At 60.4% G+C, this 26,192-nt stretch carries 22 protein-coding genes and 5 pseudogenes; 7 read left to right on the plus strand and 20 right to left on the minus strand.

Features of this window, described 5'->3' with window-relative positions:
• Positions 1-118 precede the first annotated feature (118 nt).
• Genes RA167_RS01255 through RA167_RS01275 form a run of 5 tightly spaced genes read right to left on the minus strand, consistent with a single transcriptional unit; the run spans position 119 to position 4,972 of the window.
• The gene (locus RA167_RS01255; RefSeq protein ID WP_255710802.1) at positions 119-544 is read right to left on the minus strand and encodes a YchJ family metal-binding protein; all 426 of its coding nucleotides are present in this window, start codon (positions 542-544) and stop codon (positions 119-121) included.
• 41 nt (positions 545-585) lie between these two features.
• Positions 586-1,809 (minus strand): acetyl-CoA C-acetyltransferase, encoded by a 1,224-nt coding sequence (locus tag RA167_RS01260; protein ID WP_076787601.1) that lies wholly within the window; start codon positions 1,807-1,809, stop codon positions 586-588.
• A gap of 40 nt (positions 1,810-1,849) precedes the next feature.
• On the minus strand, positions 1,850-2,665 hold the full coding sequence (can, locus tag RA167_RS01265; protein WP_076787603.1) for a carbonate dehydratase: 816 nt from the start codon (positions 2,663-2,665) through the stop codon (positions 1,850-1,852).
• A gap of 46 nt (positions 2,666-2,711) precedes the next feature.
• A complete protein-coding gene (gene aceK / locus RA167_RS01270; RefSeq protein ID WP_076785971.1) occupies positions 2,712-4,544 on the minus strand; it encodes a bifunctional isocitrate dehydrogenase kinase/phosphatase in 1,833 nt (610 codons plus the stop codon).
• Entirely contained in the window at positions 4,544-4,972 is a 429-nt protein-coding gene (locus RA167_RS01275; RefSeq protein ID WP_076787606.1) for a MerR family transcriptional regulator, read from the minus strand. Before RA167_RS01275 ends, aceK begins: the two co-directional genes overlap by 1 nt.
• A gap of 80 nt (positions 4,973-5,052) precedes the next feature.
• Between RA167_RS01275 and RA167_RS01280 the strand changes: the two genes are divergently transcribed.
• Complete coding sequence (locus tag RA167_RS01280; protein ID WP_076785972.1) at positions 5,053-6,135, plus strand: MBL fold metallo-hydrolase; 1,083 nt, start codon at positions 5,053-5,055, stop codon at positions 6,133-6,135.
• 178 nt (positions 6,136-6,313) lie between these two features.
• Here the strand turns inward: RA167_RS01280 and RA167_RS01285 are convergent, their stop codons facing one another.
• The 8 genes and pseudogenes from RA167_RS01285 to argS form a co-directional block, all read right to left on the minus strand.
• Positions 6,314-8,182 (minus strand): hypothetical protein, encoded by a 1,869-nt coding sequence (locus RA167_RS01285; protein WP_076785973.1) that lies wholly within the window; start codon positions 8,180-8,182, stop codon positions 6,314-6,316.
• 1 nt (position 8,183) lies between these two features.
• Positions 8,184-8,573 carry a GtrA family protein gene (locus tag RA167_RS01290; RefSeq protein ID WP_076787610.1) on the minus strand — a complete coding sequence of 130 codons (390 nt, stop codon included), beginning with the start codon at positions 8,571-8,573 and terminating at the stop codon, positions 8,184-8,186.
• A 1-nt stretch (position 8,574) separates the two neighbouring features.
• Complete coding sequence (locus RA167_RS01295) at positions 8,575-9,549, minus strand: glycosyltransferase (RefSeq protein ID WP_076787608.1); 975 nt, start codon at positions 9,547-9,549, stop codon at positions 8,575-8,577.
• Positions 9,550-9,670: 121 nt separating this feature from the next.
• On the minus strand, positions 9,671-11,230 hold the full coding sequence (locus RA167_RS01300) for an ABC transporter substrate-binding protein (RefSeq protein WP_076787612.1): 1,560 nt from the start codon (positions 11,228-11,230) through the stop codon (positions 9,671-9,673).
• Positions 11,231-11,421: 191 nt separating this feature from the next.
• A pseudogene (locus tag RA167_RS01305) lies at positions 11,422-11,834 on the minus strand (SDR family NAD(P)-dependent oxidoreductase); the annotation flags it as partial.
• Positions 11,835-11,854: 20 nt separating this feature from the next.
• Positions 11,855-12,502 (minus strand): thiol:disulfide interchange protein DsbA/DsbL, encoded by a 648-nt coding sequence (locus tag RA167_RS01310; RefSeq protein WP_076785974.1) that lies wholly within the window; start codon positions 12,500-12,502, stop codon positions 11,855-11,857.
• A gap of 114 nt (positions 12,503-12,616) precedes the next feature.
• Positions 12,617-13,384: an SPOR domain-containing protein gene (locus RA167_RS01315; protein WP_076785975.1), complete on the minus strand. Its 768-nt coding sequence runs from the start codon at positions 13,382-13,384 to the stop codon at positions 12,617-12,619.
• Between the two features lie 125 nt (positions 13,385-13,509).
• Positions 13,510-15,318 carry an arginine--tRNA ligase gene (argS, locus tag RA167_RS01320; RefSeq protein ID WP_076785976.1) on the minus strand — a complete coding sequence of 603 codons (1,809 nt, stop codon included), beginning with the start codon at positions 15,316-15,318 and terminating at the stop codon, positions 13,510-13,512.
• A 193-nt stretch (positions 15,319-15,511) separates the two neighbouring features.
• Here argS and RA167_RS01325 point away from each other — a divergent pair, with 193 nt between their 5' ends.
• Positions 15,512-15,838 carry a DUF1840 domain-containing protein gene (locus tag RA167_RS01325; protein WP_076785977.1) on the plus strand — a complete coding sequence of 109 codons (327 nt, stop codon included), beginning with the start codon at positions 15,512-15,514 and terminating at the stop codon, positions 15,836-15,838.
• A gap of 95 nt (positions 15,839-15,933) precedes the next feature.
• On the opposite strand, the gene metH is transcribed toward RA167_RS01325, so the two are convergent.
• The 3 genes and pseudogenes from metH to RA167_RS01340 form a co-directional block, all read right to left on the minus strand.
• Complete coding sequence (gene metH / locus RA167_RS01330) at positions 15,934-18,651, minus strand: methionine synthase (RefSeq protein ID WP_235091319.1); 2,718 nt, start codon at positions 18,649-18,651, stop codon at positions 15,934-15,936.
• Entirely contained in the window at positions 18,648-19,697 is a 1,050-nt protein-coding gene (locus RA167_RS01335) for a homocysteine S-methyltransferase family protein (RefSeq protein WP_076785979.1), read from the minus strand. The genes metH and RA167_RS01335 overlap by 4 nt, the downstream gene beginning before the upstream one ends.
• Positions 19,698-19,848: 151 nt before the next feature.
• Positions 19,849-20,146: pseudogene (locus tag RA167_RS01340) on the minus strand (IS3 family transposase); the annotation flags it as partial.
• Between the two features lie 415 nt (positions 20,147-20,561).
• Here RA167_RS01340 and RA167_RS01345 point away from each other — a divergent pair.
• The 4 genes from RA167_RS01345 (at position 20,562) to RA167_RS01360 (ending at position 24,430) form a co-directional block, all read left to right on the plus strand.
• Complete coding sequence (locus RA167_RS01345) at positions 20,562-21,935, plus strand: hypothetical protein (RefSeq protein ID WP_076785980.1); 1,374 nt, start codon at positions 20,562-20,564, stop codon at positions 21,933-21,935.
• Between the two features lie 263 nt (positions 21,936-22,198).
• Positions 22,199-23,554: a hypothetical protein gene (locus RA167_RS01350; RefSeq protein WP_076785981.1), complete on the plus strand. Its 1,356-nt coding sequence runs from the start codon at positions 22,199-22,201 to the stop codon at positions 23,552-23,554.
• A gap of 296 nt (positions 23,555-23,850) precedes the next feature.
• Positions 23,851-24,186, plus strand: coding sequence for a type II toxin-antitoxin system Phd/YefM family antitoxin (locus RA167_RS01355; protein ID WP_083706087.1), 336 nt, complete (start codon positions 23,851-23,853; stop codon positions 24,184-24,186).
• Positions 24,083-24,430, plus strand: a complete 348-nt coding sequence (locus tag RA167_RS01360; protein WP_083706012.1) for a putative toxin-antitoxin system toxin component, PIN family — start codon at positions 24,083-24,085, stop codon at positions 24,428-24,430. The genes RA167_RS01355 and RA167_RS01360 overlap by 104 nt, the downstream gene beginning before the upstream one ends.
• Positions 24,431-24,544: 114 nt before the next feature.
• Here RA167_RS01360 and RA167_RS01365 read toward each other — a convergent pair whose 3' ends face one another.
• The 3 genes and pseudogenes from RA167_RS01365 to tnpB all read right to left on the minus strand — a co-directional run.
• The gene (locus RA167_RS01365; RefSeq protein ID WP_170872370.1) at positions 24,545-24,691 is read right to left on the minus strand and encodes a hypothetical protein; all 147 of its coding nucleotides are present in this window, start codon (positions 24,689-24,691) and stop codon (positions 24,545-24,547) included.
• A 232-nt stretch (positions 24,692-24,923) separates the two neighbouring features.
• Positions 24,924-25,199 (minus strand): annotated as a pseudogene (locus tag RA167_RS01370) (transposase domain-containing protein); the annotation flags it as partial.
• A 64-nt stretch (positions 25,200-25,263) separates the two neighbouring features.
• A pseudogene (tnpB, locus tag RA167_RS15580) lies at positions 25,264-25,368 on the minus strand (IS66 family insertion sequence element accessory protein TnpB); the annotation flags it as partial.
• Between the two features lie 20 nt (positions 25,369-25,388).
• Between tnpB and RA167_RS01375 the strand changes: the two are divergent.
• Positions 25,389-25,649 (plus strand): annotated as a pseudogene (locus RA167_RS01375) (IS3 family transposase); the annotation flags it as partial.
• A 77-nt stretch (positions 25,650-25,726) separates the two neighbouring features.
• Here RA167_RS01375 and RA167_RS01380 read toward each other — a convergent pair.
• Positions 25,727-25,984: a BTH_I0359 family protein gene (locus tag RA167_RS01380; RefSeq protein ID WP_076785985.1), complete on the minus strand. Its 258-nt coding sequence runs from the start codon at positions 25,982-25,984 to the stop codon at positions 25,727-25,729.
• Positions 25,985-26,192: the final 208 nt, after the last annotated feature.

Raw genomic sequence — 26,192 nt, forward strand, 5'->3', positions numbered from 1 at the left:
ATGCACCGGCGTCGCACAATCGCGGCAGGCGGCACGCGGGTCGGTGACGGGATATGATGCAGGGTCGGCCTCATCGGCAAGGCTTCAAGCTTAAGCAATCAAAAATCGCCGGTGGTGATTAATCGAGTATGTCGCCGTCAACGTAGCGCCACCGACCGTCGTCACCGCGGCAAAACCGGCTCAGCTCGTGCAGCCGCTGTGCGCGCCCGCCACCTGCGCCGGCGCTTCGGTAGCGCGCGATGAACTCGACCCGGCTATGCGCATCATCGTCGCTGACGTGTTGCTTGACCGTCAAGCCGAGCCAGCGGGTTGGTGTATCGGCGTTGCAGCTGAGATCCGGTGGACAGGTGGCAGGATCCCACGTCTGGCGCAAGTAGTCGAACGCATGGAGCGTATAGGCGGTATAGCGCGAGCGCATCAACTCGAGCGCCGAGGGCGCCGCTTCGCCGTCTTCGATGAAGCGCGCGCAGCAGGGGCCATAACGTGCCGAGCGGCCTTGCTGCATTGCGCCGCAGGGGCACGGCGCCTCGGGCGACAAGTGCAGACGTGCTGCGGGCCATGCGCGGGGCGTGTGCGGTGTGCTGTTCAAAACAGTTCGATCCCCATCGCGGTGGCTTCGCCGCCGCCGATGCACAGGCTTGCGACACCCCGCTTCAGGCCGCGTTGGCGCAGCGCGCCGATCAGCGTCGCGATGATGCGCGCACCCGAGGCGCCAATCGGATGGCCCAGAGCACAGGCGCCGCCATGCACGTTGACTTTCTCGTGGGGTAAGCGGTGTTCCTTCATCGCGGCCAGGGTGACGACCGCGAACGCTTCGTTGATTTCGTACAAGTCGACGTCCTGCGCGCGCCAACCATTCTTGTCGAGCAGCTTCGCGATCGCGCCGACCGGCGCGGTCGTGAACAGATTGGGCGCCTGCGCATGCGTGCTGTGGCCGACCACTCGGGCTACCGGGCGCAACTCGCCAGTGTACGCGAACGCGTCGGCGCGCGAAGCGCGCATCATCACGAGCGCGGCCGCGCCGTCGGAGATCGACGATGCATTGGCGGCCGTGATGGTGCCGTCCTTGCGGAACGCTGGTTTGAGCGTCGGGATCTTGTCTAGGTTTGCCTTGAACGGTTGCTCGTCACGTGACACGATCGCCTGGCTGGCGCGCGCGTTCACAGTAACCGGCACAATCTCCCAGTCGAACAAGCCGTTCTCGCTGGCTGCCTTCGCGCGCTGCAGCGAGGCGAGCGCGAACGCATCCTGTTCTTCACGGGAGAATCCATATGACGCCGCACACTCCTCGGCGAAGGCGCCCATCAGCCGACCGCCGCCGCGCTCGTCCTTCAGATACGCATCCTCCAGGCCATCGAAGAACATATGGTCGATCAGTTGCGCATGACCCATGCGCAGCCCAGCGCGGGCTCTGGGCAGTAGGTAAGGTGCCTGCGTCATGCTTTCCATGCCACCGGCTACGACGACCTGCGCGGTGCCCGCCGCCAGCATGTCGTGCGCGAACATCGCGGCGCGCATGCCGGAACCGCACATCTTGTTGACCGTCGTGCAGCTGGTGGACAGCGGCAGCCCTGCGCCCAAAGCTGCCTGGCGCGCCGGCGCCTGGCCAACTCCGGCGGGCAGCACGCACCCCATCACCACCTCGTCGACCTGCGAGGGCTCCAAGCGCGCCCGTTGCAGTGCAGCGCTAATCGCCGCAGCGCCGAGCTGCGGGCAGGTCAGCGACGCGAAACCGCCCTGGAAACTAGCAATCGGCGTACGGGCGACGCTGGCGATCACGATCGGATCGCGTTCGATGGAGTCAGTCATCGGGGTGTTGTGTTCAAATCGAGGGGTTTCCTGGTTCGATTCAGCGCGTGACGCTGGCAGCTGGTTCGCCTTGGTGTACGTGGCCGACGGCTGCCGCCAGGCGCGCCGCATCGTCAGCGAGCACGTCGTTTGGATGAGGCGGCGGCGCCGCATCGGCTGGACGGTTGCGCTTTAGGGCATCCACGCATAGCGCATAGGTTGTATCCAGCTCGCCCGGCTCGCAGATCGTCATGCCCAGGTTGCGCATCTTGCCGTCGTGCACGCCGTACACCCAGCCATGCACGGTGAGCTGCTGGCCCCGTTGCCACGCATCGCTCACGATCGTCGTGCGGCACACGTTGACCACCTGCTCAATCGTGTTGAGCTCGACGAGCCGGTGGTGCCGTGCCTGGCCCAGCGGCCATTCGGCAAGCAGCGCCGCGTGCTTGCCGTGCACATCCTGGATGTGATGCAGCCAGTTGTCAGCCAATCCGACGCGCGTGCCGAACAGCGCGGCACGCACACCAGAGCAGCCATAGTGGCCAACCACCATGATGTGCTTGACCTTGAGCAACTCGACGGCGAACTGGATCACTGACAGGCAGTTCAGGTCCGAGTGCACGACCACGTTGGCAATGTTCCGGTGCACGAACACTTCGCCGGGCGGTAAGCCGATGATCTGGTTTGCGGGCACGCGCGAGTCGGAGCAGCCGATCCACAGGTACTCCGGGTTCTGTTGCTCGGCCAGTCTCGCGAAGTACTGGGGGTCTTCACTGAGCTTGCGTTCGACCCACAGCCGGTTGTTTTCAAACAGGTGTGCAAGCGGTTCGGACGCGGGAGTGGACGGTTTTTGGGGAGAGGACGGTTTTTGATCCATGGTCATCGTTTCGTTTGTGGGTCGTGCTTCGTACATTGCTTGTCGGTCAGGTCTCATGCAACGGCGGCGCGTGGCGTATGTTGGCCAGCGGCTTCGCGGCGCGGGCCGCCGCGAAGCATTCGGGGTAACGCACGCAAAATCGCTCGCTGCGTTCATAGGGAAAGAAATCGGGTAACATGCCAGCTAATAACTGCTCTTTTGTCGACTGCCACAACGCCGGGTCGAAGAAATCCGGGTGGTGACGCAGAAATGCGGCGCGCACGCGCGGCTCACCGAGCAGGAACGTGCCGTAAGTCTGCGGGAAGATATCGTGCGGGCCGATCGCGTACCAGGGCTCGTCCGACATCTCGTCCTCATCATGACGCGGTGGCGGCACGCGGCGCACATTGCAGTCCGTCAGGTACTCGATCTCGTCGTAATCGTAGAAGACGACGCGGCCGTGACGCGTCACGCCGAAGTTCTTATATAGCATGTCGCCGGGGAAAATGTTGGCCTTGATCAATTCCTTGATCGCGTCGCCGTATTCCTTGATGCCGTGATCGATCTGCTCGTCCGTGCCATTGTGCAGATACAGGTTCAGCGGCGTCATTCGGCGCTCAATATACAGATGGCGGATCACTACGGTGTCGCCCTCGTACTCGATCATTGACGGCGCGTACCTCTCCAGTTCCTTGATCAGCGCATCGTCCAACCGCGACAGCGGCAACGCGACGTCCGAATACTCGAGCGTGTCGGCCATTCGGCCGAGGCGGTCGTGCCGCTTGACGAGCTGGTACTTGGCCTGGATCTGCTCGCGCGTCGTCTCCTTCGGCGGCGGGAAACTGTCCTTGATCAGCTTAAACACATAAGGGAACGAGGGCAGCGTGAACACCAGCATCACCAAGCCCTTGATGCCGGGAGCGATGATGAACTTGTCGCTGGAGTGCGATAGGTGATGCAGCAGGTCGCGGTAGAACAGGTTCTTGCCCTGTTTTTGCAGGCCCACCGACGTGTAGATCTCGGCCTTCGGCTTACCCGGCATGATCGAGCGCAGAAACTGCACGGTTGCCGATGGGACCTCCATGTCGACGAGGAAGTACGAGTGCGAGAAGCTGAAGATAATCAGGATTTGCTCGCGGCGCAACAGCACCGTATCCAGCGTCAGCCGGCTGTCCGCGGTATGGCGGATCGGCACTGAGAACGGGATCACATGCTCGCCGTTGATGATCCGCCCGACGATGTAGGCTGCCTTGTTGCGGAAGAACAGCGACGACAGCACGTGGATCTGGAAGTTGAACGCCGCGTCGAACTCGCCAAACGCGTCGTGAATCGAGCGCATCACGCAGCTCACGTCGCGTGGCAGATCCTCGAATGGCACATCGAGCTGGAAATTCGTGACGATGCGCTCCAGCGTCGACGCGAGCCCGTCGGCTTCCGGGTAGTATGCGCGATACGTGGGCTTGGCCGCCGGCTCGTCGTTCTCGATGTATTCGGTCGAGATGGCCGGGCGCACGAAAATGAAGTCGTTATTGAAATACGAGCGGTGCAAGATCTTGCAGCACACCGAGTTGAAGAACGTCTCCGCGCACTCGGGTTGCCGGTGGTGGGTCAGTAGCCCAATGTAGTGCAATTTGATCTGCGGCCAGACTTCGTCGTCGATGTTCTCCGCGTCATACTCGTCCTCGAGCAGCTTGACGCACTCGCGCACCCGGTCGTCGTACGAGGTGATCCGCTCGCGCGCGAGCTTTTGCAACCCGTGCCAGTCGCCGCGCTCGAACTGGCGTTTCGCATCGATCGCGGCTTCGCGAAAGATCTGGTAGTGACGGTTAAAGCCATCCAGAATCGTCTGCGCAAGGTCAAAGCCGATCTGCGAAGACAGCAGTTTCAGGAAATGTTTCATCAATTTAGCGTCTTTTGCTGCGGTTCAGTCGCCGCATCATGCCGCTGCGACGACTCAAGCAGCGCTCGCGCTTGCGCTTCGTACTGGGCAAGATCCTCGAGCGTCGCACTCAAATCTTCCAATTGACGCTCCAGCGCCTGCCGGTGCTCGGTTAGCGCGGTGAGAAAGGCCTGAAGCTGCGTGACCGTGTCGGTTGGCGATTCGTACAGCTCGAGCAGGGTGCGGACCTCGGATAGCGTGAAGCCGAGCCGCTTGCCGCGCAACGTCAGCTTCAACCGCGTGCGGTCCCGCGCTGAGAATACGCGGCGCAGGCCGCTCGCGCCTTCGCGGCTCGGCGACAGCAGGCCCTGGTCCTCGTAGAAACGGATTGCCCGCGGCGTCACGCCGAATTCACGGGCCAATTCAGTAATGGTGTAGTGCGTCGGCATGTCGGCGGCAACATGGATACAATGCACGTTTACGTTATCGTCAACCTTGCCGGAACGCAACGACTGCAAACCCGACCCCCATGAACGCGCTCGAACATCAGTTGGACTACGCTTTCGCCGATACCCTACCGGCCGAGGGCGCCATGCACGAAGTCGCGTCCGGCGTGCTGTGGATCCGCATGCCGTTGCCCTTCAAACTCGACCACATCAACTTGTGGCTGCTGCGCGACCAATTCGGCGCGCAGCCCGGCTGGACGATCATCGATTCTGGGATCGCGAGCGACACGATCAAGGCTCATTGGGAGCGGATCTTCGACGATGTGCTGGGCGGCCTGCCGGTGCTACGTGTGCTGGTCACCCACTTTCACCCGGACCATTTGGGCTTGGCGCATTGGTTGTGCGGCGGTGGCGAACGCGGCCGCTGGCGCGCCCCGCTGTGGATGACGCTGGGCGAATACCTGATGGGCTGTCTATTGTCGTCGTCCAAGGAGGGGGATTCGAACGCCGGCGGTGAGGCAGCTGCGCGGTTTTTCGCGTGCCATGGCCTGAACGATCCGCAGTCGATCGAGAAGATCCGCGTACGCAAGGGGTATTATCACACGCTGGTCCCGCAGGTGCCCGCGTCGTACGTGCGGATGCAGGAGGGGGATACGGTGACGATCGGCTCGCGGCGCTGGCGCGTCATCACCGGGTTGGGTCATTCAACCGAGCATTGTGCGCTGTATTGCGACGCGGATCGCCTGTTGATTTCCGGGGATATGGTGTTGCCGCGGATTTCGACGAATATATCGGTGTTGGAGATCGAGCCGTGCGGCAACCCGTTGGCGCAGTACCTGGATTCGCTCGGCCGCTATCACGGATTGCCCGAGGATACGCTCGTGTTGCCGTCGCACGGCAAGCCGTTCCGCGGCCTGCACACGCGCATCGCGCAGTTGCGCGAGCATCACGCGGCGCGGCTGGGCGAAGTACTCGAGGCGTGCGTGCGGCAGCCGCGCAGCGCAGCCGACATCGTGCCGCTGATGTTCAAGCGGCCGCTGGACCTGCATCAGATGACGTTCGCGATTGGCGAGGCGCTGGCCCATTTGCATTTCTTGTGGCACTCCGGCGAGCTTGAGCGCGTCGAGCACGACGGCGTGATTCGCTTTGCGCCGTACGCGGATTAGTGTGCTGTTCGGTGCCGGGCCGTGTGCTCATCAGACCAGTTGGATACACGACGACGTTGGCGGGGCAGGCCATGCGAATCACAGGCATTGCGTTCAAACCGTCGCCTCTAAACGATAGAGCACTTTGAACCGAGAGCACAGCAGTACGTATTATGGAGTACCGCCCCGTCGCTTCACGCTACTCATGCAGCGATAACTGACACCACTGATACACCATCACGCCTTTACCGATTCCAGCGCGATAAGGAATACACGTCGCCGGGTGGAGCACAAAACCGTTGCGCTCAAACATCGGCAGTGACTGCTCAACGTCGGCCCGGTTCTCGGCAGGAATGTCCCTGACGTCATCCGCACGCAAACCCAGTTCGCACTGTCTCCCGTGGTCGGCCGACGTCACCACCGCGGCGTGCAAGTGTAGCCGGTCCACGGCTGAGCGCAGCAGCTTACAGCCGCGCTCGCTGTCGGTGAGACCGATGCGTTTGACGATGTGGTCTATTCGCGCGACATTGTCGATTCGCCAATTATATTCACCGTCGACAATTGCGTAGATGGGGCCGCCACGCTGCACCGCGATGGTACGCATGCGTTCGCGAAACACTGGCGTACCTGGAAAGCTGCTGTCAATCTGCGTAAACGCAACCTGGTCCGAGAACAGCGTCGCGAGCCATGCCCATGCACGAGCACGCGTTGTCGCGAGCACCACTGTAGTACGCTCAGGTTGTTCGATAGTCGGCACTTCAGCATGATAGAGCGGGTCCGCCCACCGCTCGTGTCCCCATGTACGGGCGCCGCCGGCTACCACGACTAAGGTCGCGACACCGAGCAGCACGGTCGCCACACGTACGGCACGACGATACGGCAATAACCGGTGCAGCAGGATCCATATGACCAGCGGTGTCAACACCTCTACCACCACCAAGTATCGATAGATGCTAAATAGCTTCATCCATACGACGTATCCAATCGCAACAAACAGCACGATAAACCGTGCGCGTGGTACCAGCGCCGCAGCTGCCCCCCGTACGGGCCGCCGTATCGCAGCCGTCACGATCCAACACCAAAACAGCAGGTAGGTAATCGGCCAAATGATCTGTCTAATCGGCGTCTCACCGACCCGCCGTGAATTTTCGGTAAAAATGAACGGCCACAGTACAGTCTCCAGCCAGTCACGTGGCCGCCATCGGGCATCGCCCATCACATCCGGTGTAATGAGTGGATTCGGAAACAACACGCCAAATTGCGGGTATAGCGGATTGCCGAACGTCTGCCACATCTGCAGCATCCAATAACCGCCAGTCGCCGCCAATCCAAACAGCACACCGATGCCAAACAACACCGCAATGCGCAGCTTCACACTGACACGGCCCGGATAGCTAAGCAACGCCGCACACATCGCGACCGCGTAGACAGCGTTGGTCAGCTTCAGCCCCGTGCCGAGCCCGACCACCATGCCGCTGCCGAGTACCATCGCGACCGTGCGTACTGACCATTGCCCAAGATGCTCCCATGCCGTCAACAGTGCCAACAGTCCTGCGAGGGCGAACAGCGCGGTCGTATCGTCGCCCATCGAATTGCCGAGCCCGGACAGAAAATTCGCGGTCAGGCAACCAGCTAGCGCAAGTAGCAGCGGTACACGGTAGCGATCAGTATCCGGTAGCAATGGCAGCGCCCGCTGCGCAATGGCCAGAATGAGAACAAAACTCAAGCCATGCAACGCACCCATGGCAAAGCCAACCAGCCGCGGCGGCAAATGCGTATTGGCCAGATAGAATGGCACGTCGAGCAGCGGATTAAAGTAGGTTTGGAGGCCAGCTGGCGCGAGATCGGTTTGTAGTTTGCCGTGCAGCCAAGCGAATGCGTTGTATAAGTGATAGTTGTACAGATCCCAGTTTGCGTCCGCGCCCAGCCACAGTGAGTACAAGCCGAATAGGCACGGCACCCATACCCTTGCGATCGTAAGCGCACGCGGTGTGTTCAAATTGATTGTCCCCAGTCGTGCTCGCAGTGCTCCGCAACAGAAACCTGTTTCGCTTTTGTTTCTTTTCATGTTAACTCTCGCGACGGAAAACCCACCAGCGGGCGGAAAAAAAATTGACCGCAAGGCCAGCGAGCGAGCCGGCCGCTACTCCGACGTAAGGTACAAAGACGCGCGGCGGCAAATTAAGGACCACCACGCTGTACGCGGCATAGTTCACGCATCCGCCGGCGAACATCGCGGTGAGGTACCGCCACCATTCGCGCCATACGGATCCGCACCGCTTGTCCGAGAACGTGAATTGCCGGTTCAACCGCCAGGTGACCCAGACGGCCACAAGAAACGATGCCGCGCGTCCAGCGAAGTAGCCGAGCCCGATCCACAGCATGAGCCATAGCGTGCCAGCATCGACAATGAATCCCGCTATACCGGCGAGCGCGAAACGAAGGAATTGCGAACGCACGTTAGTCTTGTTTTGCCGCAGGCCGTGGTGCATCCACCGACAAGTAGGCAAACCGCTTTGCCTCGATGCGTCCGCGCGTCACGGTGTCCAGTATGATGCCGCAGGCAAGCAGGATCGCGCCAAGCAGCATCAATGCCGCGCACAGCACAGCGGTTGGCAACCGAGGCACAAATCCGGTATGCAAATAGTCGTCAAAGACGGGAAGCGACAGCAGTAACGACGACAGTGCACACACGAAGAAGCCCATCGAAAAAAACAGCAGTGGCTTCTCCGCTTTAAACAGCCGCACAATCATCATCAGGATTCGCCAACCGTCGGTCCAGGTGTTAAGCTTACTTGCAGACCCTTGCGGTCGCACGCCATACGCGGTCGGAATTTCGGCGACGGGCATGCGCAGTTCCAGCGCATGCACTGTGAACTCGGTTTCGATCTCAAAACCGCTCGCATGGGCCGGAAAAGATTTTACAAAACGGCGTGAGAATGCGCGGTATCCAGACAGCATATCGGTGAACGTACGGCCAAACAGCGTTGCCACGCATTGGGTCAGGATCTGATTGCCGAAGCGATGGCCCCGCCGATATGCGTCACGCTCTTCCGTAACACGAGTGCCGACGACCATGTCCAACCCGTCAGTCATGAGCTTTTGCACAAGTCGCGGCGCCTCATCGGCATCATAGGTACCGTCCCCATCGACAAGTACGTAGATGTCCGCGTCGATGTCGGCAAACATGCGCCGGATCACATTCCCCTTGCCCCGGTAAAGCACCGTGCGTACTTGTGCGCCGGCTGCTCGTGCGTGCTGCATAGTATCGTCGTTCGAATCATTGTCGAATACGTAGATCTCAGCATGCGGCAACGCGCGCCTAAAGTCTCGCACGACCGTGTCGATTGTGGCTGCTTCGTTATAACATGGCACCAGCACCGCGACGCGGCGGTTCGCGAGCTGCGCGTCAGTTGGCAAGGTGGTTTTTTGCATGTCTGCCGACTGTGCGCGGGAAAAATGATGCATAGGCTGCCAGTTCATTCAATGAAAAGCGATTATAAGGCTCACAAATGCGGTGTGTCAGCGTGTTCTATCCGAGATCGCCAACGTTAGCCTAGTCGACCTTCACGCTTGTATAGTCTTGTCGGCCGAACGGGCTCACCCGGTAGCCGCTGACATTGCTGCGCGTCAGCGCGGCCGCACTCGGGTACGCCAGGGGAATCCACAACGCCTTGTCATGAATGATTTTCTGCGCGGCGGCGTACGCCTTCGCGCGCGTGGGCTGATCGGTGGTGCGCTTGCCGTCCGCGATCAACTTGTCCAGTTGCGGGTCGCAGTAGCGGGAGAAATTGATGCCGGACTTCACCGAGGCGCACGAAAACTGCGGCGTCAGAAAGTTGTCTGGATCACCGTTGTCGCCGGACCAGCCCATGAAAAGCAGGTCATGCTGCCCTTGCTTAGCATCCTTGATCAGTTGTCCCCATTCGATGACCTTGACCTGCGCCTTGACGCCGATCCGGGCGAGATCCGCTTGCAATAGTTCCGCGCCGGCCTTCGGATTAGGATTCAACACGCTAGCGCTTGGCCGTACCCAAATCGACGTCTCGAAGCCGTTCGGATAACCGGCGTCGGTCAGCAGCTTTTTCGCCTGTTCGATGTTGTACGGGTACGGTTCGAGCGCTTTGTTATAGCTCCATGTATTCGGCGGGTACGGATTGACAGCTGCCACTGCAGTGTTGCCAAACACCGTCTTAATGTACGTCTGTCGGTCGAACGCGATGTTCAATGCTTGTCGGACTTTGTCATTGTCCAGCGGCTTATGCTGCGTGTTCAATGCGACAAACGCGGTCATGAACGCTGGTGTTTGCACGACCTTCAGCGACTTGTCGTTCCTGGCTGCCAGTACATCCTGCGGCTTGGGCGACAGCGCAATCTGGCATTCGCCTGACTTGATTTTTTGCGCGCGCACCGCCGCATCAGGCGTGATGGCGTAGATCAGCCGGTCGATCTGCGGTTTACGACCCCAGTAGGTTGGATTAACGTCGTAGCGGATCACCGCATCCTTCGTGTAGCTTTTCAGCACGAACGGACCGGTGCCAACCGGCTTCGCATTGATGTCGGCTTGTCTGCCCGCCTTTTCCAACTGGCTCGCGTACTCTGCCGAGTAGATTGACGCGAACGGCATCGTCAAGATCGACACAAACGCCGCATTGGACTCGGACAGTTCAAACTTCACCGTCAGGTCGTCCACTTTGGTGACCGATTTAACCAGCTTCGGCAGGTTCATCGACTGCGCGTGTGGAAAGCCGCCGTTGCCCGCAATTTTGTGCCACGGATGATTCGGATCGAGCATCCGGTTGAACGTGAACAACACGTCGTCGGCGTTCAATGCGCGGGACGGCTTGAATTCTTCCGTAGTCTGAAACGATACGTTGGGGCGCAGGTGGAACGTGACGGCGAGCCCGTCCGGGTTGACCTCCCACCGGTCGGCGAGCGACGGCGCGAGCTTGCCGGCCGCCTCATCGTAGCGCAACAATTGATTGAAGACAACGTCGCCGGATGCGTTGGAGGTGGTCAGCGAGTTGTACTGCACGATGTCGAAGCCGTCCGGACTGGCCTCGGTGCACACGGTCAACGGCTTGGCCTGCAACCAGGTGGGCGCGGTCAGCAGCATGGTCGCCACGCTGAGCCACGCGGCTGCGCCGCGCGGTCCACGGGGCACGCTAACGGGGTGTTTCACACGCATACAATCTCCCAAAGCTTGTTCTTCACGGTTTCTGATGGTGGCCTCGACTGCCAGGCGACGGGGGCCGAATCCGGCTATTCTGATACGTTTTTCGCCACCGTGCTGTCTGTTGCGTCGCTTTATCGTGCGGCGCGTGGTTTGCGCGGCGCCCGCTCGAACGCGAAATCGTAGAGCCAGCGCGGCAGCACGTGCGGCAATGCGGCAACCACGCGCATTGGTCGGGGGAAGATGGCGAAGCGCTTCTTGGCGGCGATGGCCGCTGCCGCGTTAGCGGCGAACCGGTCGGGATCCGTCAAAAACGGCATCGGGTAGGGGTTACCGTCGGCATCGGCGTACGGATGTAGCCGGGTGCGATCGTAACGATCGCCACGCCGGTGGGGCGCATCTCGACCCGCAGCGCCTCCAGGTACTTCAGCGCGGCCGCCTTGGACGCGCTGTAGGCGCCTGCGCCTGGCAGGCCGCGCACGTCCGCCACGCTGGCAATACCCACCAGCGTACCGCGCCGGGCGGCGACCATCGTGGCATGGCGCGGCGCGGGATGCCACGCACTCGCTACATCTTCTTCGCGGCTACTTGCCCGACTAGGTAATCAAGTACCTGGACGGTACCTTCCAGGCTGTTGGTCGCCGCCGGGCCGGTCTCGTATTTGCCTTGCACGACTACCGTCGGCACGCCGTCGATCTTGTAGTCCTGCGCCATTTGTGACACGCGCTTCAGTTCGCTCGCGACGGTGAACGAATTGTACGCATCGAGGTACTTTTTCTTGTCCACGCCTTGCTTGGCAAGAAAGTCTGCTTGCGCGTCCGGCGTCAGCAGGTAGTTCCGCTTGACGTGGATCTCGTCAAAGATCACCGGTGCGAGTTTGTCGCTCAGGCCGAGCACGTCCAGCGCGAGCAGCATCTTCGAATGTGGAATGAATTGGTCGCGAAACGCGACCGGCACGCGCCGGAACACGATGTTTGCACCTTGCTTGGCCTTCCACTTTTCAAGGTATGGGTCGAATTCGCCGCAATGCGGGCAGCCATACCACATGAATTCAGTTACTTCGACTTTGCCGGCCGGGGCCTTCACCGGATGGGCTGGCGTGAGCACCGTATAGTCCTTGCCGGCGACCGGCGCGGACGGTGACGCTTGGACGAACGGGGCTGCGCCGAGGGTGACAGCGACGGCGAGCAGGGCAGCGCTGAGGGTTTTCTTCATAGTGGACCGTGGCAAAAGCGTGGCAAGAAAAAAGCGGCACGAACCTGTTCAGACTGATAAGGATACCGCCGGTTCAAGAGCGTGCGCCACGCGCGTGTGGCGCGGGACGCGAGGCTATGGCTTCGTAAAACGGATCACGACGGTGTCGATGCCGGCATCGGATAGCCGCTGCCGGGCGCTGTTCATGTCTTCGAAGCGGGAGAACGGGCCGATGCGCACGCGGTAGTACACGACCCCGCCGGCGTCGCGCTGCGTGACCTTGGACTCGAATCCCTGCAGCGCCAGCCGTGCGCGCTGCTGCTCCGCATCCTGTTCCGTGCGGTACGCGCCGACCTGCAGGAAATAGCCGGTGTTGGCCTCGCTCGCGCCCGGCTTTTGCGGGGCGGCCGGCGTGCCAGCGCCTAGCTTGGCCGAGGCAGGGGTGGGCGCGTTGGCGCTGGCGCCGGGCGGCGCGGGATGGGGCGCCAACGTCGCGGACGGGCTCCAAGGCGCTCCGGGCTTGGGCTGCGCTGGTGTGGCGCTGGCCGTGGACGGGACCTCGATGATCTGCGGCTCTTCCAGCACGCCCGTTGACTGCGATTGCTGCGAGCTTTGGCCTGGCGCCGTGTTCGGCGGCGGCTGGGTACCCGACGGCGGTACCGGCTGACCAGGCGACTTGCCAGCCAGCACCCGATTCGGATCAAACGTCGCGCCGCTGCCTGCCGTGTCGGAGGTTGCCGCGGGCGCGTTGCCTTTGGACACGAACGGCGTTGGCGCTCCCCTGATGTACAGCGCCACCACAATCGCGATCGCCAGCCCGACGATCAATCCCAATACGATACCGAGGAACGTACCTCCACGTTGCTTCGAATTCGGCGAGGAAGATCGTCGTGCTTTTGCCATCGTGTTTGATTACCTGTATCTCTATGAAACCGCGCGGATGAAACCGTGGCCGTCATGCCGCCGTCGCGCCCACGTCATCCGTGACCGGGAAGCGCCGATTATACGGTCCCCGCGCATTCCGTTCCCTACATCTTCGCGGGCGCCGATACCCCGATCGTCGCGAGCCCGTTGGCTAGCACCTGGCGCGTTGCGGCCAGCAGTGCCGCGCGGGCCAGGCGCTCGCGCGCATCGTCCACGAGCACCCGTTCGGCGCGGTCGTTGTAGAACGAATGGAACTCGCCTGCCAGGTCGCGCAGATAGAATGCGACCGCATGAGGGGCCAGTTCGTTTGTTGCGTGCTCCAGCATTTGCGGATATTCGGCCAGTTTTTGCAGCAGCGCCTTGGACCGCTCGGTGCCGAGCGGCGTCAAATCGATCTGCGACCAGTCCTCAGGATCGTCCGCGTAGCGTGCGTGCAACTCCGACAGCACCGAGCAGATCCGCGCATGCGCGTATTGCACATAGTAGACCGGATTCTCGTCGTTTTGCTTCAGCGCGAGGTCGATGTCAAATGTGAATTCGGTATCGGCCTTGCGCGAAATCAAGAAGAAGCGCACCGCGTCGCGGCCCTTGCGCAGCATGTCGCTGTCCAGTTGCTGAGGGCTCAGTGAGGCGGCGGACTCGTCCGGATTGCCGCCGCCGGACCATACGATCAGGTCTCGCACCGTCACGTAGCTGCCCGCCCGCTTGGAGATTTTGATCTCGCGGCCGTCGCGCATCACGGTGACCATCTTATGCAGCACGTAGTCCGGATAGCCGCTCGGAATACCGATGGCCAGCGCCTGTAGGCCGGCGCGCACGCGCGCGATCGTGCCATGGTGATCCGAGCCCTGCACGTTGATCACTTTTGTAAAGCCGCGCTCCCACTTGGTGACGTGATAGGCGATGTCCGGCACGAAGTAGGTATAGGTGCCGTCCTTCTTGCGCATCACCCGGTTCTTGTCGTCGCCGTAGTCGGTGGTGCGTAACCACAGCGCGCCATCGTCCTCGTACGTCTTGCCGGCGGTCACCAGCGCCTGGACCGCGCGCTCGACGCGGCCTTCGTCGTACAGTGACGACTCCAGGTAGTACTGGTCGAACTTGACACCGAATGCCTTCAAGTCGATGTCCTGCTCACGGCGCAGGTAAGTCACGGCGAAGCGCCGGATTGCATCGAGATTGTCGACGTCACCGGCGCCCGTTACGGGCGTGCCATCACTGGCCGACACCGTTTCGCCGGCCAGGTAGTCACGTGCGATATCCGCGATGTAGTCGCCGTTGTAGGCCGCTTCCGGCCATTGCGCATCGCCCGGCTTGAAGCCGCGCGCCCGCGCCTGCACCGAGAGCGCAAGCGTGTTGATCTGCACGCCGGCGTCGTTGTAGTAGAACTCGCGGTGCACGGTCCAGCCCTGTGTCTGCATCAGTGCGCCGAGGGCGTCGCCGAGTGCCGCCTGCCGGCCGTGGCCCACGTGCAGCGGCCCGGTCGGATTGGCCGACACGAATTCGATTAGCACTTGCTTACCATGGCCGCCGTGCCCCGGCGGCGCGAAGCCGAAGCGCTCGCGCTCTGCCAGTACCGCGTGCACGGTCTGCTGTTTCGCGGCGTCGGTCAGCCGCAGGTTCAGGAAACCTGGGCCGGCGACTTCCGCGCCGGCGATCAGCCCGGCCGCGCGCGGGTGCGCAAGGGTGGCCTCGGCCAGTTGTTGCGCGAGCGCGCGCGGATTGGCGCGCAGCGGCTTGGCCAGCTGCATCGCCAGGTTCGACGCGACATCGCCATGTGCGGCGATCTTGGGCCGGTCCAACGCGATGGTCGGCTGTATGAATGCTGCATCGCTGGCCGCCGGCGACGCCTGAACGGCTCCGGCGACGGCATCTGCTAGGATCAATTCGATGATGTGTTTCTGTGCGGGCAGCATGGAATGACGGCAGTTATCGGAACAGGCGGGCGCGGCGACCCGCTGGCCGCCTGCCTCGCGAACACGCCACAAAGCGAGAATGATGGATTTTAGCAGGTGCTAAACTGTCGAATACAGGTCCAAGCCGGTGCGGTGCGTATGCGGCGCCGCGACGCGGGCGCGACCGGATCGACGAAGCGAACAAGGAGCCGCCATGCTGATCACGTTTAAGTCTCGGGCCACCGTGGATGTGACGATGCTCGAAAACCTCGCGCAATTCCTGTTGGCGATCATCGGCAAGCGCTTCGGGCAGCGTGGCGTCATCGCGCATGACGAGTTGCAGCCGGCGATCGCCAAGCTCGAGGCGGCCATTGCGCAGGACAAGCAACGCCGGGCCGAACACGACGGCCATGCCGATGACGAGGGGGGGGATCACGAGGCGCATGAGGCGCCGATTGGCCTGGCGCAGCGCGCCTATCCGTTCCTCGACATGCTGCGGCAGGCGCACAAGGAGAACTCGGACGTGATCTGGGGCGTTTGAGCGCCAACCGTCCGAGTAATGCGGGTGCTCGATCGCGCGCCGCGCCGCCGCCGGGCACAGCCGGTGAACGGCTGATTGCGTGCCCAAGGGCGGGATCACAGTTGCGGCGCCAGCGCGCGCCGCGCGTCCTCCAGTGACAGGCCCATGCGGCGCGCGTAGTCCTCGAGTTGATCGTCGCCAATCCTGCCGACGGTAAAATATTGGCTGTCCGGGTGGGACAGATAGAAGCCCGACACGCTGGCCGCCGGCCACATTGCCAGCGATTCGGTCAGGCTCATGCCGATCTCGTCCGCTTGCAGCGCCGCAAACAGGTCACGTTTGACCAAATGGTCCGGACACGCTGGATAGCCGGGCGCGGGCCGAATGCCGGCGTATTGCTCGGCAATCAACTGATCGTTGTTCAGTGCCTCGTCGGCCGCATAGCCCCACAGGTCGCGTCGCACGCGCTGATGCAGTTGTTCGGCGAACGCTTCGGCAAGCCGGTCGGCGAGTGCCTTCAGCATGATCGCGCTGTAGTCGTCATGGTGCTGCTCGAACTGTTTCTCGCGCGCGTCGACTCCTAATCCCGCCGTGACCGCGAACAAGCCGATGTAGTCGGCGATGCCGCAGGCGCGCGGTGCAATGAAATCGGCCAGGCAGCGGTTGGGCCGCATCACGCCGTCTACGACGGGCCGCACGCTTTGCTGGCGTAGGTTGCGCCACGTCAGCGCAACCTGCGTGCGGCTCTCGTCGGTATAGATCTCGATGTCATCGTCGTTCACCGTGTTGGCGGGCAGCAGCGCGATCACGCCGTTCGCGCTCAACCATCGTCCCTGGATCAGCCGCGCGAGCATCGCCTTGCCATCGTCGAACACGCGCCGCGCCGATTCGCCGACCACCTCGTCGTCCAAGATCGCCGGGAAGCGTCCGGCCAGGTCCCAGGTTTGGAAGAACGGGCCCCAGTCAATGTAGTGTGCAAGCTCGGCCAGATCCTGGTTCTTGAATGTGCGCCGGCCGACGAATTTGGGCTTGGGGGGCACATAGCCGTCCCAGTCGATGCGGGTCTTGTTCTCACGTGCCTGCGCCAGGGTGACCAGCGGCTGGGCCTTCTTGTTCGCGTGCTGCTCGCGGATCCGATCGTAGTCGGCGCGCAACTCGTCGATGTAACGGGCCGCGCCCTCGTCGGACAGCAGGCTGGAGGCGACCGAGACCGAGCGCGACGCGTCGGGTACGTAGACAACTGGACCATCGTAGTGCGGCGCGATCTTCACCGCGGTGTGCACGCGCGAGGTGGTCGCGCCGCCGATCAGCAACGGAATGTTCTTGCCACGGAAATAATCGTCGCGTTGCATTTCGGCGGCAACGTAGGCCATCTCCTCCAAGCTCGGGGTGATCAGCCCGGACAGCCCGACAATGTCGGCGCCCTCGGCCTTGGCGGTCGCGAGGATGTCCGTACACGGCACCATCACGCCCATGTTGACCACCTCGAAGTTATTGCACTGGAGCACCACGGACACGATATTCTTGCCGATGTCGTGCACGTCGCCCTTGACCGTGGCGATCACGATCTTGCCCTTAGGCTTCACGTCCGAGCCGGCGGCGGCCAATTGGCGCTTTTCTTCCTCAATGAAGGGAATCAGGTGCGCGACAGCCTGCTTCATCACGCGCGCCGACTTCACCACCTGCGGCAGGAACATCTTGCCTTGTCCAAACAGGTCGCCGACGATGTTCATGCCGTCCATCAACGGCCCTTCGATCACGTTGATCGGTCGCCCGCCAGCTTGCGCGATTTTCACGCGCGCCTGCTCGGTATCCTCAACGATAAAGGTCGTGATGCCGTGCACGAGCGCGTGGGCCAGCCGCTGCTCGACCGGCTGCTCTCGCCATTGAAGGTTTTCCTCTTTTTTAGCCGCACCGCTCTTATACTTGTCCGCGATCTCCAGTAGCCGGTCCGTCGCATCGGGCCGACGATTAAGCACGACGTCTTCGACGCGCTCGCGCAGCACGGGGTCCAACTCTTGGTACACGCCGAGCTGACCGGCATTGACAATGCCCATATCCATGCCGGCCTGGATCGCGTGATACAGGAACACCGTATGGATCGCCTCGCGCACTGGGTCGTTACCGCGAAACGAGAACGACACGTTCGATACGCCGCCGCTCACCTTGGCATACGGTAGGTTCTGCTTGATCCAGCGTGTCGCGTTAATGAAGTCGACCGCGTAGTTGTTGTGCTCGTCGATGCCGGTGGCGATCGCAAAGATATTTGGATCGAAGATAATGTCCTCGGGCGGAAAGCCCACTTCGTTCACGAGGATGTCGTAGCTGCGCTGGCAAATCTGGCACTTGCGCTCGAAGGTGTCGGCCTGGCCGTTTTCATCGAATGCCATCACGACGGCCGCCGCGCCGTAGCGGCGGATCAGCTTCGCATGGTGGCGAAACGCCTGCTCGCCTTCCTTCAGCGAGATCGAGTTCACGATCGCCTTGCCTTGCACGCATTTCAGTCCCGCTTCGATCACGTCCCATTTGGACGAGTCGATCATGATCGGCACCCGTGCGATGTCCGGTTCTGACGCGATTAGGTTCAGGAAGCGGACCATTGCGGCGCGTGAATCGAGCATCGCCTCGTCCATGTTCACGTCGATCACCTGCGCACCGTTCTCCACCTGCTGGCGCGCGACGGCGAGCGCGTCGTCGAACTGGCTGTTCAGGATCATGCGCGCGAAGGCTTTGGAGCCGGTCACATTGGTGCGTTCGCCGACGTTGATGAACAGTGTCGTGTCCGTGACGTTGAACGCTTCGAGCCCGCAAAGGCGCATCGTATGGTCGGTCATGAGTCGTTTTTTTCTTGATAATGCGCCCATGTGCGTGGCTTGACGTCCGCCAGGCGCGCGGCGATCGCTGTAATGTGCTCGGGCGTTGTGCCGCAGCAGCCGCCAGCCAGATTGATGAGGCCCGTGTCGGCGAATTCCTTGAGCAGTCCGGAGGTGACCTCCGGTGTCTCATCAAAACCGGTCTCGCTCATCGGGTTCGGTAACCCGGCGTTCGGATAGCACGACACGTACGTGTCGCACAGCTTCGCCAACTCGGCGATGTACGGCCGCATCAGCGCTGCCCCGAGCGCGCAGTTCAACCCGAAGGTTAGCGGCCGCGCATGGCGCAGCGCGTTCCAGAATGCCTCGACGGTCTGTCCGGACAGGATTCGTCCAGACGCGTCGGTCACCGTGCCGGAAATCATGATCGGCAGCACTTCGCCGGTATCCTCGAACAATTGGTCGAGCGCGAACAACGCGGCTTTCGCATTGAGCGTATCGAAGATCGTCTCCACCAGGAATAAGTCCGCGCCGCCATCGAGCAGCGCTTGCGCTTGCTCGTAGTAGCTGTCGCGCAATTCGTCGAAGGTGACATTGCGCGCGCCCGGGTCGTTGACGTCTGGTGAGATGCTCGCGGTCTTCGGCGTGGGCCCTATCGCCCCGGCGACAAAACGTGGCTTGTCCGGCGTCGAATACCGGTCGCATGCAGCGCGCGCCAGCTGGGCCGAAGCGATATTCATTTCGATCGCAAGCGCCTCCATTCGGTAATCGGCTTGGGCAATCCGGGTCGCGCCGAACGTGTTCGTCTCGACGATATCCGCGCCGGCGGCCAGGTACTGCTCGTGGATTTGACCGATGATCTGCGGCTGCGTAATCGACAGCAACTCGTTGTTGCCCTTGACATCATGGTCCAGCGTGGCGAACCGTTCGCCCCGGTAATGGGCTTCGGACAGCTTGTAGCGCTGGATCATCGTGCCCATTGCGCCGTCCAGTATCAGGATGCGGCGCGCGAGCAGCGCGGGCAGTGCGCTGCCCCGGGTGTAGCGAAGGCTGTATGCGTTTTGCATGGAATGAATGCGCGAATCGCGGCTGACCACGTTGCGTCACGTCGTGACGGTCGGCGGCGGCGCGTGCCCAAATGCGCCACAATATAACATCTAAAAAGAAAAAAACCACTGGACATTGAACTGACCCGAAAAGTTGGGCAGCTTCGGAAAGCTAGGGCTGACTGGGCTGGGCCCTGTATTGCACACGGCCCAGCCCTTTTAGTTTGAGTTTGATGCGATCGTGGTTGTAGTCGTGGATGTAGCGTGCCAGACTGAACTGCAGTTCATCCAGGTTGCGCAAGCGCTCAAGATGGAAAAGCTCGGACTTGAGCGTGCCGCGTCAATCGCGCCAGCGCCTTTTTGAGCATCGCGCTCACTACCTCGAACGCCGAACAGCGGCTGGTCTCGTCAGCGACGATTTCGCCGTTGTACAAGTCCAGCAGCGGCAAAAGGTCAAGCTTATGCCCGCCTCAAGTTCGTCCAAATAGCAAATGGGCTGGCTCACACCACTGGCGACATTAGCGTATTGCTGGTTATCGAGAACCAGCAACTTGAACGATATTCACTGCGCATTGCGCGCGAGCGTGATCACTTGACCGACTAAGCGAAGTGCGGCGTATTACAGGCGATTGTCAAGTCATGTGATCCGCTTGGCTGAAATGTATTAGCTGAAACGACCTGACGTGCTACGCACATTGAGTTATTGCCTGGCAGATGCCCGCTGTCGTTACCCGCTTGCATCACTCGCCTGTCATACCGCGGCTTATCCGCCAGCTTATGTCCTCCGCCAAAAACCTCGCGCTTGTGAAGTATCGTTGCGCGCCTGTGCCTACTTTTCGCTAGCCTGCTGCGCAACTTTGCTACGCGTGGTGTCTTCTTTACTTCTTGCTGAGCTTGCCGATGGACTTCGATCTGAATGCCGCTTTAAACGACTATCAGGCCTATATCTGCGCGTTAGAGGCTCGCCCGGCACCCGCCTCGTCGGCAGCACCGCCGCCGCAGCCATCCAACGCCGCGCTGACACCCCTTTTGACCAAGCAGCCCACCACCTACCAGGACTTGCCGACCGAAATCATCGCGCGCATTGGTGACTACGTGCCCGTCCAAGACGTGATGCCGTTTGCCACCGTTGACCGGCGCACGTATCATGCGATGCAGACTCGACGCCTTGTTCATAGCTATTGGCAACGAGCAAAACAAGCGGTGACCTTTCAGTCGATCCACCGCCTGCTCGATGAGATGGACGGCACGTTCGCTGATCCAGCGCAGTACGCCGACCCCCTGGACGCGCTGTGCCAACGTTTGAAAACGTTGGAGGCCGGGCGCACCCGCGTATTTAAGCGTTTATTCGCAGCCGCGCAGCGTATCCCGCAAGACGGCGTGCAGATACAAAAAGCGCTGTTGCTCATGCACCGGGATTTCACCTATGAGCGCGAATGGATGGAACTGTTTGACTTTGCCTACGCGCTGGCCGAACAGCGCGAGCCCGGGCAGGACAATGTATGGCCGGAACTGGCGCTTGGGCTGTCGAATTTTTCCCTCGACACACCTGAAACCCCTACGTTTGCTCAGTGGTATTACAAGATTCTGGCACGGCTGCCGTCGTTGAGCGTAGCCGAGCAAGCGCAGATCATTCCCACATTGACCCGTTTACTAGATAAATTTAATCAAGCAGACCCGCGCATCCCTGAACTTTATACGCTCTTACACGACTACGCGTTACGCCTGCCCCCCTCTCATCAAGGCGCATCGGTCGGCGCGTTAGCAAGTTACGTGTGGCAATTGCCGGAAGCGGAACAATCCGCGCGGTATGTGCAAATGCGCGACTGGGCGCTGTCGCTGCCTGACGACCAATGGGGGGTCGCGCTGCAGCGTTTGCCCGAAGGACTGGGTAGGTTCTCCCCTAAGCGACAAGCGCAGGAGCTGGCGTTGCTTGAACGCTATTTGACGCGCGTGCCGACGGCGCAGCGCACGCAAGCAGCAGTCGGGTTCATTAGAAGTATCTATTTCATCAATGACACGCTAGCCAAGCGGGGATGGCAGCAGGGATTGAGTCTACTGAACGGGGCGGGTGAAGCTGCTTTATGGGAGGTACTGAACGAGCTTCGGGCCAATGGGGTGCTATGGCGTCGGAACAATCGCCAATGGAAAGTGGCGATGGGCGAGATCACGCGCTTTATGAAAGCCAACCAGTTTTCCAAACCAGCCCAGGCGCGGATCCAAGACAGTGCGTGCTGGCTCAGAAGTCGGCCAGATTAATAGCTGAATCTGCATCATCAATTATTTGATCCTCACGTTGTTTCGGCTGCTTGCTGATTATCACTGTTAGCTTCGCACAAGCTTCTTCAGAAGTGTGAGTTGTCAACAGACGATGTAACAATTTCCGCATATTGGCATGGCACTATCCGCCAAGAACATGGCGTTCACAGTCCATCGCTGTGCTCAGCTTCCCGTTTTCAGCTAGCCTGCTGCGCGGCCTCACTTCGTATTGCGCCGTTTTTTATCGACTGCCGAGCTTACAGATGGACTTCGATCTGCATGCCGCTTTGAACGACTACCAAGCCTACATGTATGCGTTGGAGTCGTGCCCGCAGCCTGCTGCGTCGGCGCCCCCGCCGATACTGAAACCAGCAAGCGGTGGGCTGGCGAGCCCGTCGGCCAGCCGGCCTACGACATATCATGACCTGCCGCGCGAACTGATTGAGCAGATCGGTGACTACGTGCCCGTCCAAGACGTGGGAAACTTTTCAGCAGCCGATCGTCGTACGTATCATGCGATGCAAAGTCGGCGCGTAGTCTACCGTTACTGGCAACGAGCGAATCGAGCCGTGAGCCTCGCGTCAGTCAACCAGCTGCTCAGTGAGATGGACGGCACGCTCGCCGATCCGGCGCAGCACGTCGAGCCGCTTGACGCGCTGCGCCAGCGGTTGGAAGCGTTGCCATATCGCGAGCAGGGCGAAGCCTTTAAGCGCATGTACGCGGCGGCGCAGCGCATTCCGAAGGATGGCGTGCAAATACAAAAAGCGCTGTTGTTGCACTCATTGCGCGATTTTCATTGGAGCCATCGGGATGAATTATTCGACTTCGCTTACGCGATGGCGCAGCGGCGTGCACCCGAAGAAGATAATGTTTGGACGGAACTCGCTGACAGTTTGAGATTCTTGTTGTTTGGCTCAGCTGAGTTTATCGAGCGTTATCAGGCGCTCGTGGCTCGGCTTGCGTCCTTAAGGATGTCCGAGCAAGCGGAGCTGATCCCGGTATTGTGTCGGCGAATGGTTCACTTTGCTGGAAGCAACGACCGCCTCCCTGGGCTGTATGCGGTGTTACGCGAACAAGCATTGCAGCTGCCGCCCTCTCATCAAGGCGAGTCGGTTGGCATGTTAGCCAGTGCCATATGGGTTTTGCCGTACGCGGAGCGGCTCGCCCAGTACACGCAGCTGCGTGATGTAGCGCTGTCGCTGCCTGACGGGCAGTTGGGCGCTGCGCTACGCTATCTTCTAGAGGGGGTGACGGATTTACCGAGCGAGCATTATGCACACGAACTGCAGTTACTGGAACCGGCATTGCTTCGCGTACTGCCAGCGCAGCGTGCGCAGGCCGCACTCGGCCTATTCATGTATACCCACAGACTGGACGATGCACTGGCAAAGTGGGTCTGGCAGCGGGGGTTGAGCCTACTGAATGGCGCGAGCGAAGCTACCTTATGCGATGTGCTTAGCAGACTTCGAGCGCAGGGTGCGATAAGTAACTTAGACGATCATCAATGGAATATGGCGGTGGTTGAAATCACCCGCTTTATGGAAGCCAACCAGTTCTCCGAGCCGGCCCGGGCGCGATTCCAGGACAGCGTGCCTTGGCTCAGAAGTCTGCCACATTAACTATATTAACCAGTGGCTGAACCCGCATGCTTCGTTTATCCGGGGGATCCTTCGCAAGTCGGACAGGGTGATGTCAGTTCACCGTCTATCTTCAAGTGGTGACACCATCCTAGGATTCACCATGGACCACCGGATACCTCTCTCTTCCATTAATGTAGGCGCCAGCACATTATCTGCGCCACCCGCCGTGACAAATTAAGTTTAGGCGACTGTCACGCTCGATCGATCCGGAGTTAGACGCCGCGCTCATTTCTAGCCATATGATCATTATGATTAATATGGCAAAGGAGGGTGCGATGATTACCGAAGTCAATGCCGTGAACTTCCGACAAAACCTAGGTGAAATGTTCAATCAGGTACAGTATCGCAACGACAGTATCGTGATCAATAAGGACGGCAAGCCGGTCGCAGCGCTCGTCGACGCCGAATTATTCACCCGCATCCGGCGTATGCAGGACTGCTTCGATGCGCTCAGCGACCGAATCGCCGAAGCCTATGCTGGTATCAGGCTTGGCTTACTCGAGCAGCATGCCTGGGCGCATCGTCGCGGCTTGGCGCCAGGGCGGGTTGGAGGTGGCACTGTCGCACTACCTCTTAAACGAGATGGTCCGGGTTCTACCGCGGTTGCCTAGGGCAGGCATGACACCGGCGCAAATTCGCGACCTAGCCGACAGTTTTATGTTATTGGCCGATGTAGTCGAGCCAGAGGGCGCACAGGACGCAAGTTTGCGCGATTCCGCTGATCAGCCCGTATTACTTACGCTGCTGGCAGCGAAAGGGCAGTATCTCATTACGGGGGACAAGGATTTGTTGGCGCTGGCGGATCGGTATCCCATCGCCACGCCTACGGATTTCTGGACGCGCGATGGGACCTAGTTGAAATGGGCTGGTGATGCGAGTTCTAGAATGCACGACCTGTAGCTACCTTTTATTCCGACAGTGAAAGGGGCGCCGTACCTTTCGTAAAAGAGGTATTCGTATTGAAATGGATCAGATTTCGCCTCGCTCGATCAGCCGCGCCAGCGTTGATATGTCAATGCCGTAATTTTTCGGCTCGTGTATTGATCCGGCACGCTCGCGTTTGAGTAGCACGACACGATCGCGCGTAAGCGTTGCGGGATCGTCTTGCTTTAGCATTTGGCCTTCTGACACGAGGACCCACCGCATGCCGCTAGAGCCACTTTACGTTACGAACCGGGTTGTCACGATCATTCTGCCCAACGCGCCGTTTGTCGATGGGCCAAGGCGGCCGATCCTGTTGCTTCCCATGCCACGATCACGTTCGAGGATGCGCGTGAGGAACCGTCGGCGTTTCTGATTCTCATGGATGATGCCGATGATCCGGAGCTATGCCCGCGTAACCAAACGCTCAAGTTGTTCCGGGATTGATGTGAGGTCCGCGTTCACACCGTTGTTCTAAATACGCCGATACACCACTCGAGCACGATGACTGATCCAGATGCCACGGCAGCAGTTCATCGATCCGGTTAATCGGATGATCCGCGATGCGCCCCAGCACATTTCGCAGATACGCCTGTAGACTCTCCAGGTGTAGCTTGAGTTGGTGATCCAATTTCTCTGATTTGCGGCCGAACTGCATGCGTCGCAACTTGGCAATGAGCCGCTTCAGATGCTCGACTTCTGCAGCGCGCGAAGTGTGCCGGACTCAAGCAAATGACGCCGCTGCCGGCTGGCGGCCATATGAAGGATTCCTGCTCGAGTCGCATCATTAATAAGCACATGCCATTGTCGCTCCACCACAACAGCTTGAGCAAATCGGCGCGCTTGCCGCAAAAATGAATGGCCGTACCCAATGCCCGCGTATGGCCGCCTACTTAAGCAGCGCGTGCTCACCCAACGCATATCTCGCAAGGGCAGTTGTCTGGATAATGCCGCCATGCAGAATTTCTTCGGCACGCTTAAGTCCGAACTCTTCCATTTTGAGCGCTTGCACAACCTGGATGAGCTTGCACAACCTGGATGAACTATAGATCAGTCTGGCACGCTACTCCACTACTACAACCATGATTGCATCAAGCTCAAATTAAAAGGGCTGAGTCCTGTGCAATACAGGACTCAGCCCAGTCAGCCCTAGCTTTCCGAAACTGTCCAACTTTGCGGGGTCGGTTCACATCCGGTAGGGGGCTTGGGGAGTCCGCCAGCGATCGAAGATCAGTGCAGCACGACGGGCTGGTTCATTAGGCTGTCGAATTGCCCGAGGAATTCGTCGACTTCCTCCAGCGACGGTTGCGCTTGGATCAGGCGCTGCACGTGCTCGCGAAAGCGCGCCGCCATCGAGCCGTCGATGAATATCTCGCGCTGCGCATTTTTGTCGACGATCTCGAATCCGCCGGACAGCATGGTGCCGTGCTCAGCTTGGGGGGCAAATTCGACAACGCAGTAGTTCGGGCTGTTGTAGATCATTTGCATGGCGACACTCCTCAATTCTGTTGCTCTGCCACGGTTTGCACCGTAGATGGAGAGGTTAATCAGAAATTCAAGGGGCCGACCCGGAACGGGTATTCCCTGCGATTACATTACGTTATGTTGTTGAGCTGACTGCCGTTCCGAATCTACCGATTCGACCGCCGGTGCAGAAAAAGGATTCCAGCGCTAGGCCGACGCACTGAACGGCCAA

The organism is Mycetohabitans endofungorum, assembly GCF_037477895.1.
In the GTDB taxonomy this organism is placed as follows: domain Bacteria; phylum Pseudomonadota; class Gammaproteobacteria; order Burkholderiales; family Burkholderiaceae; genus Mycetohabitans.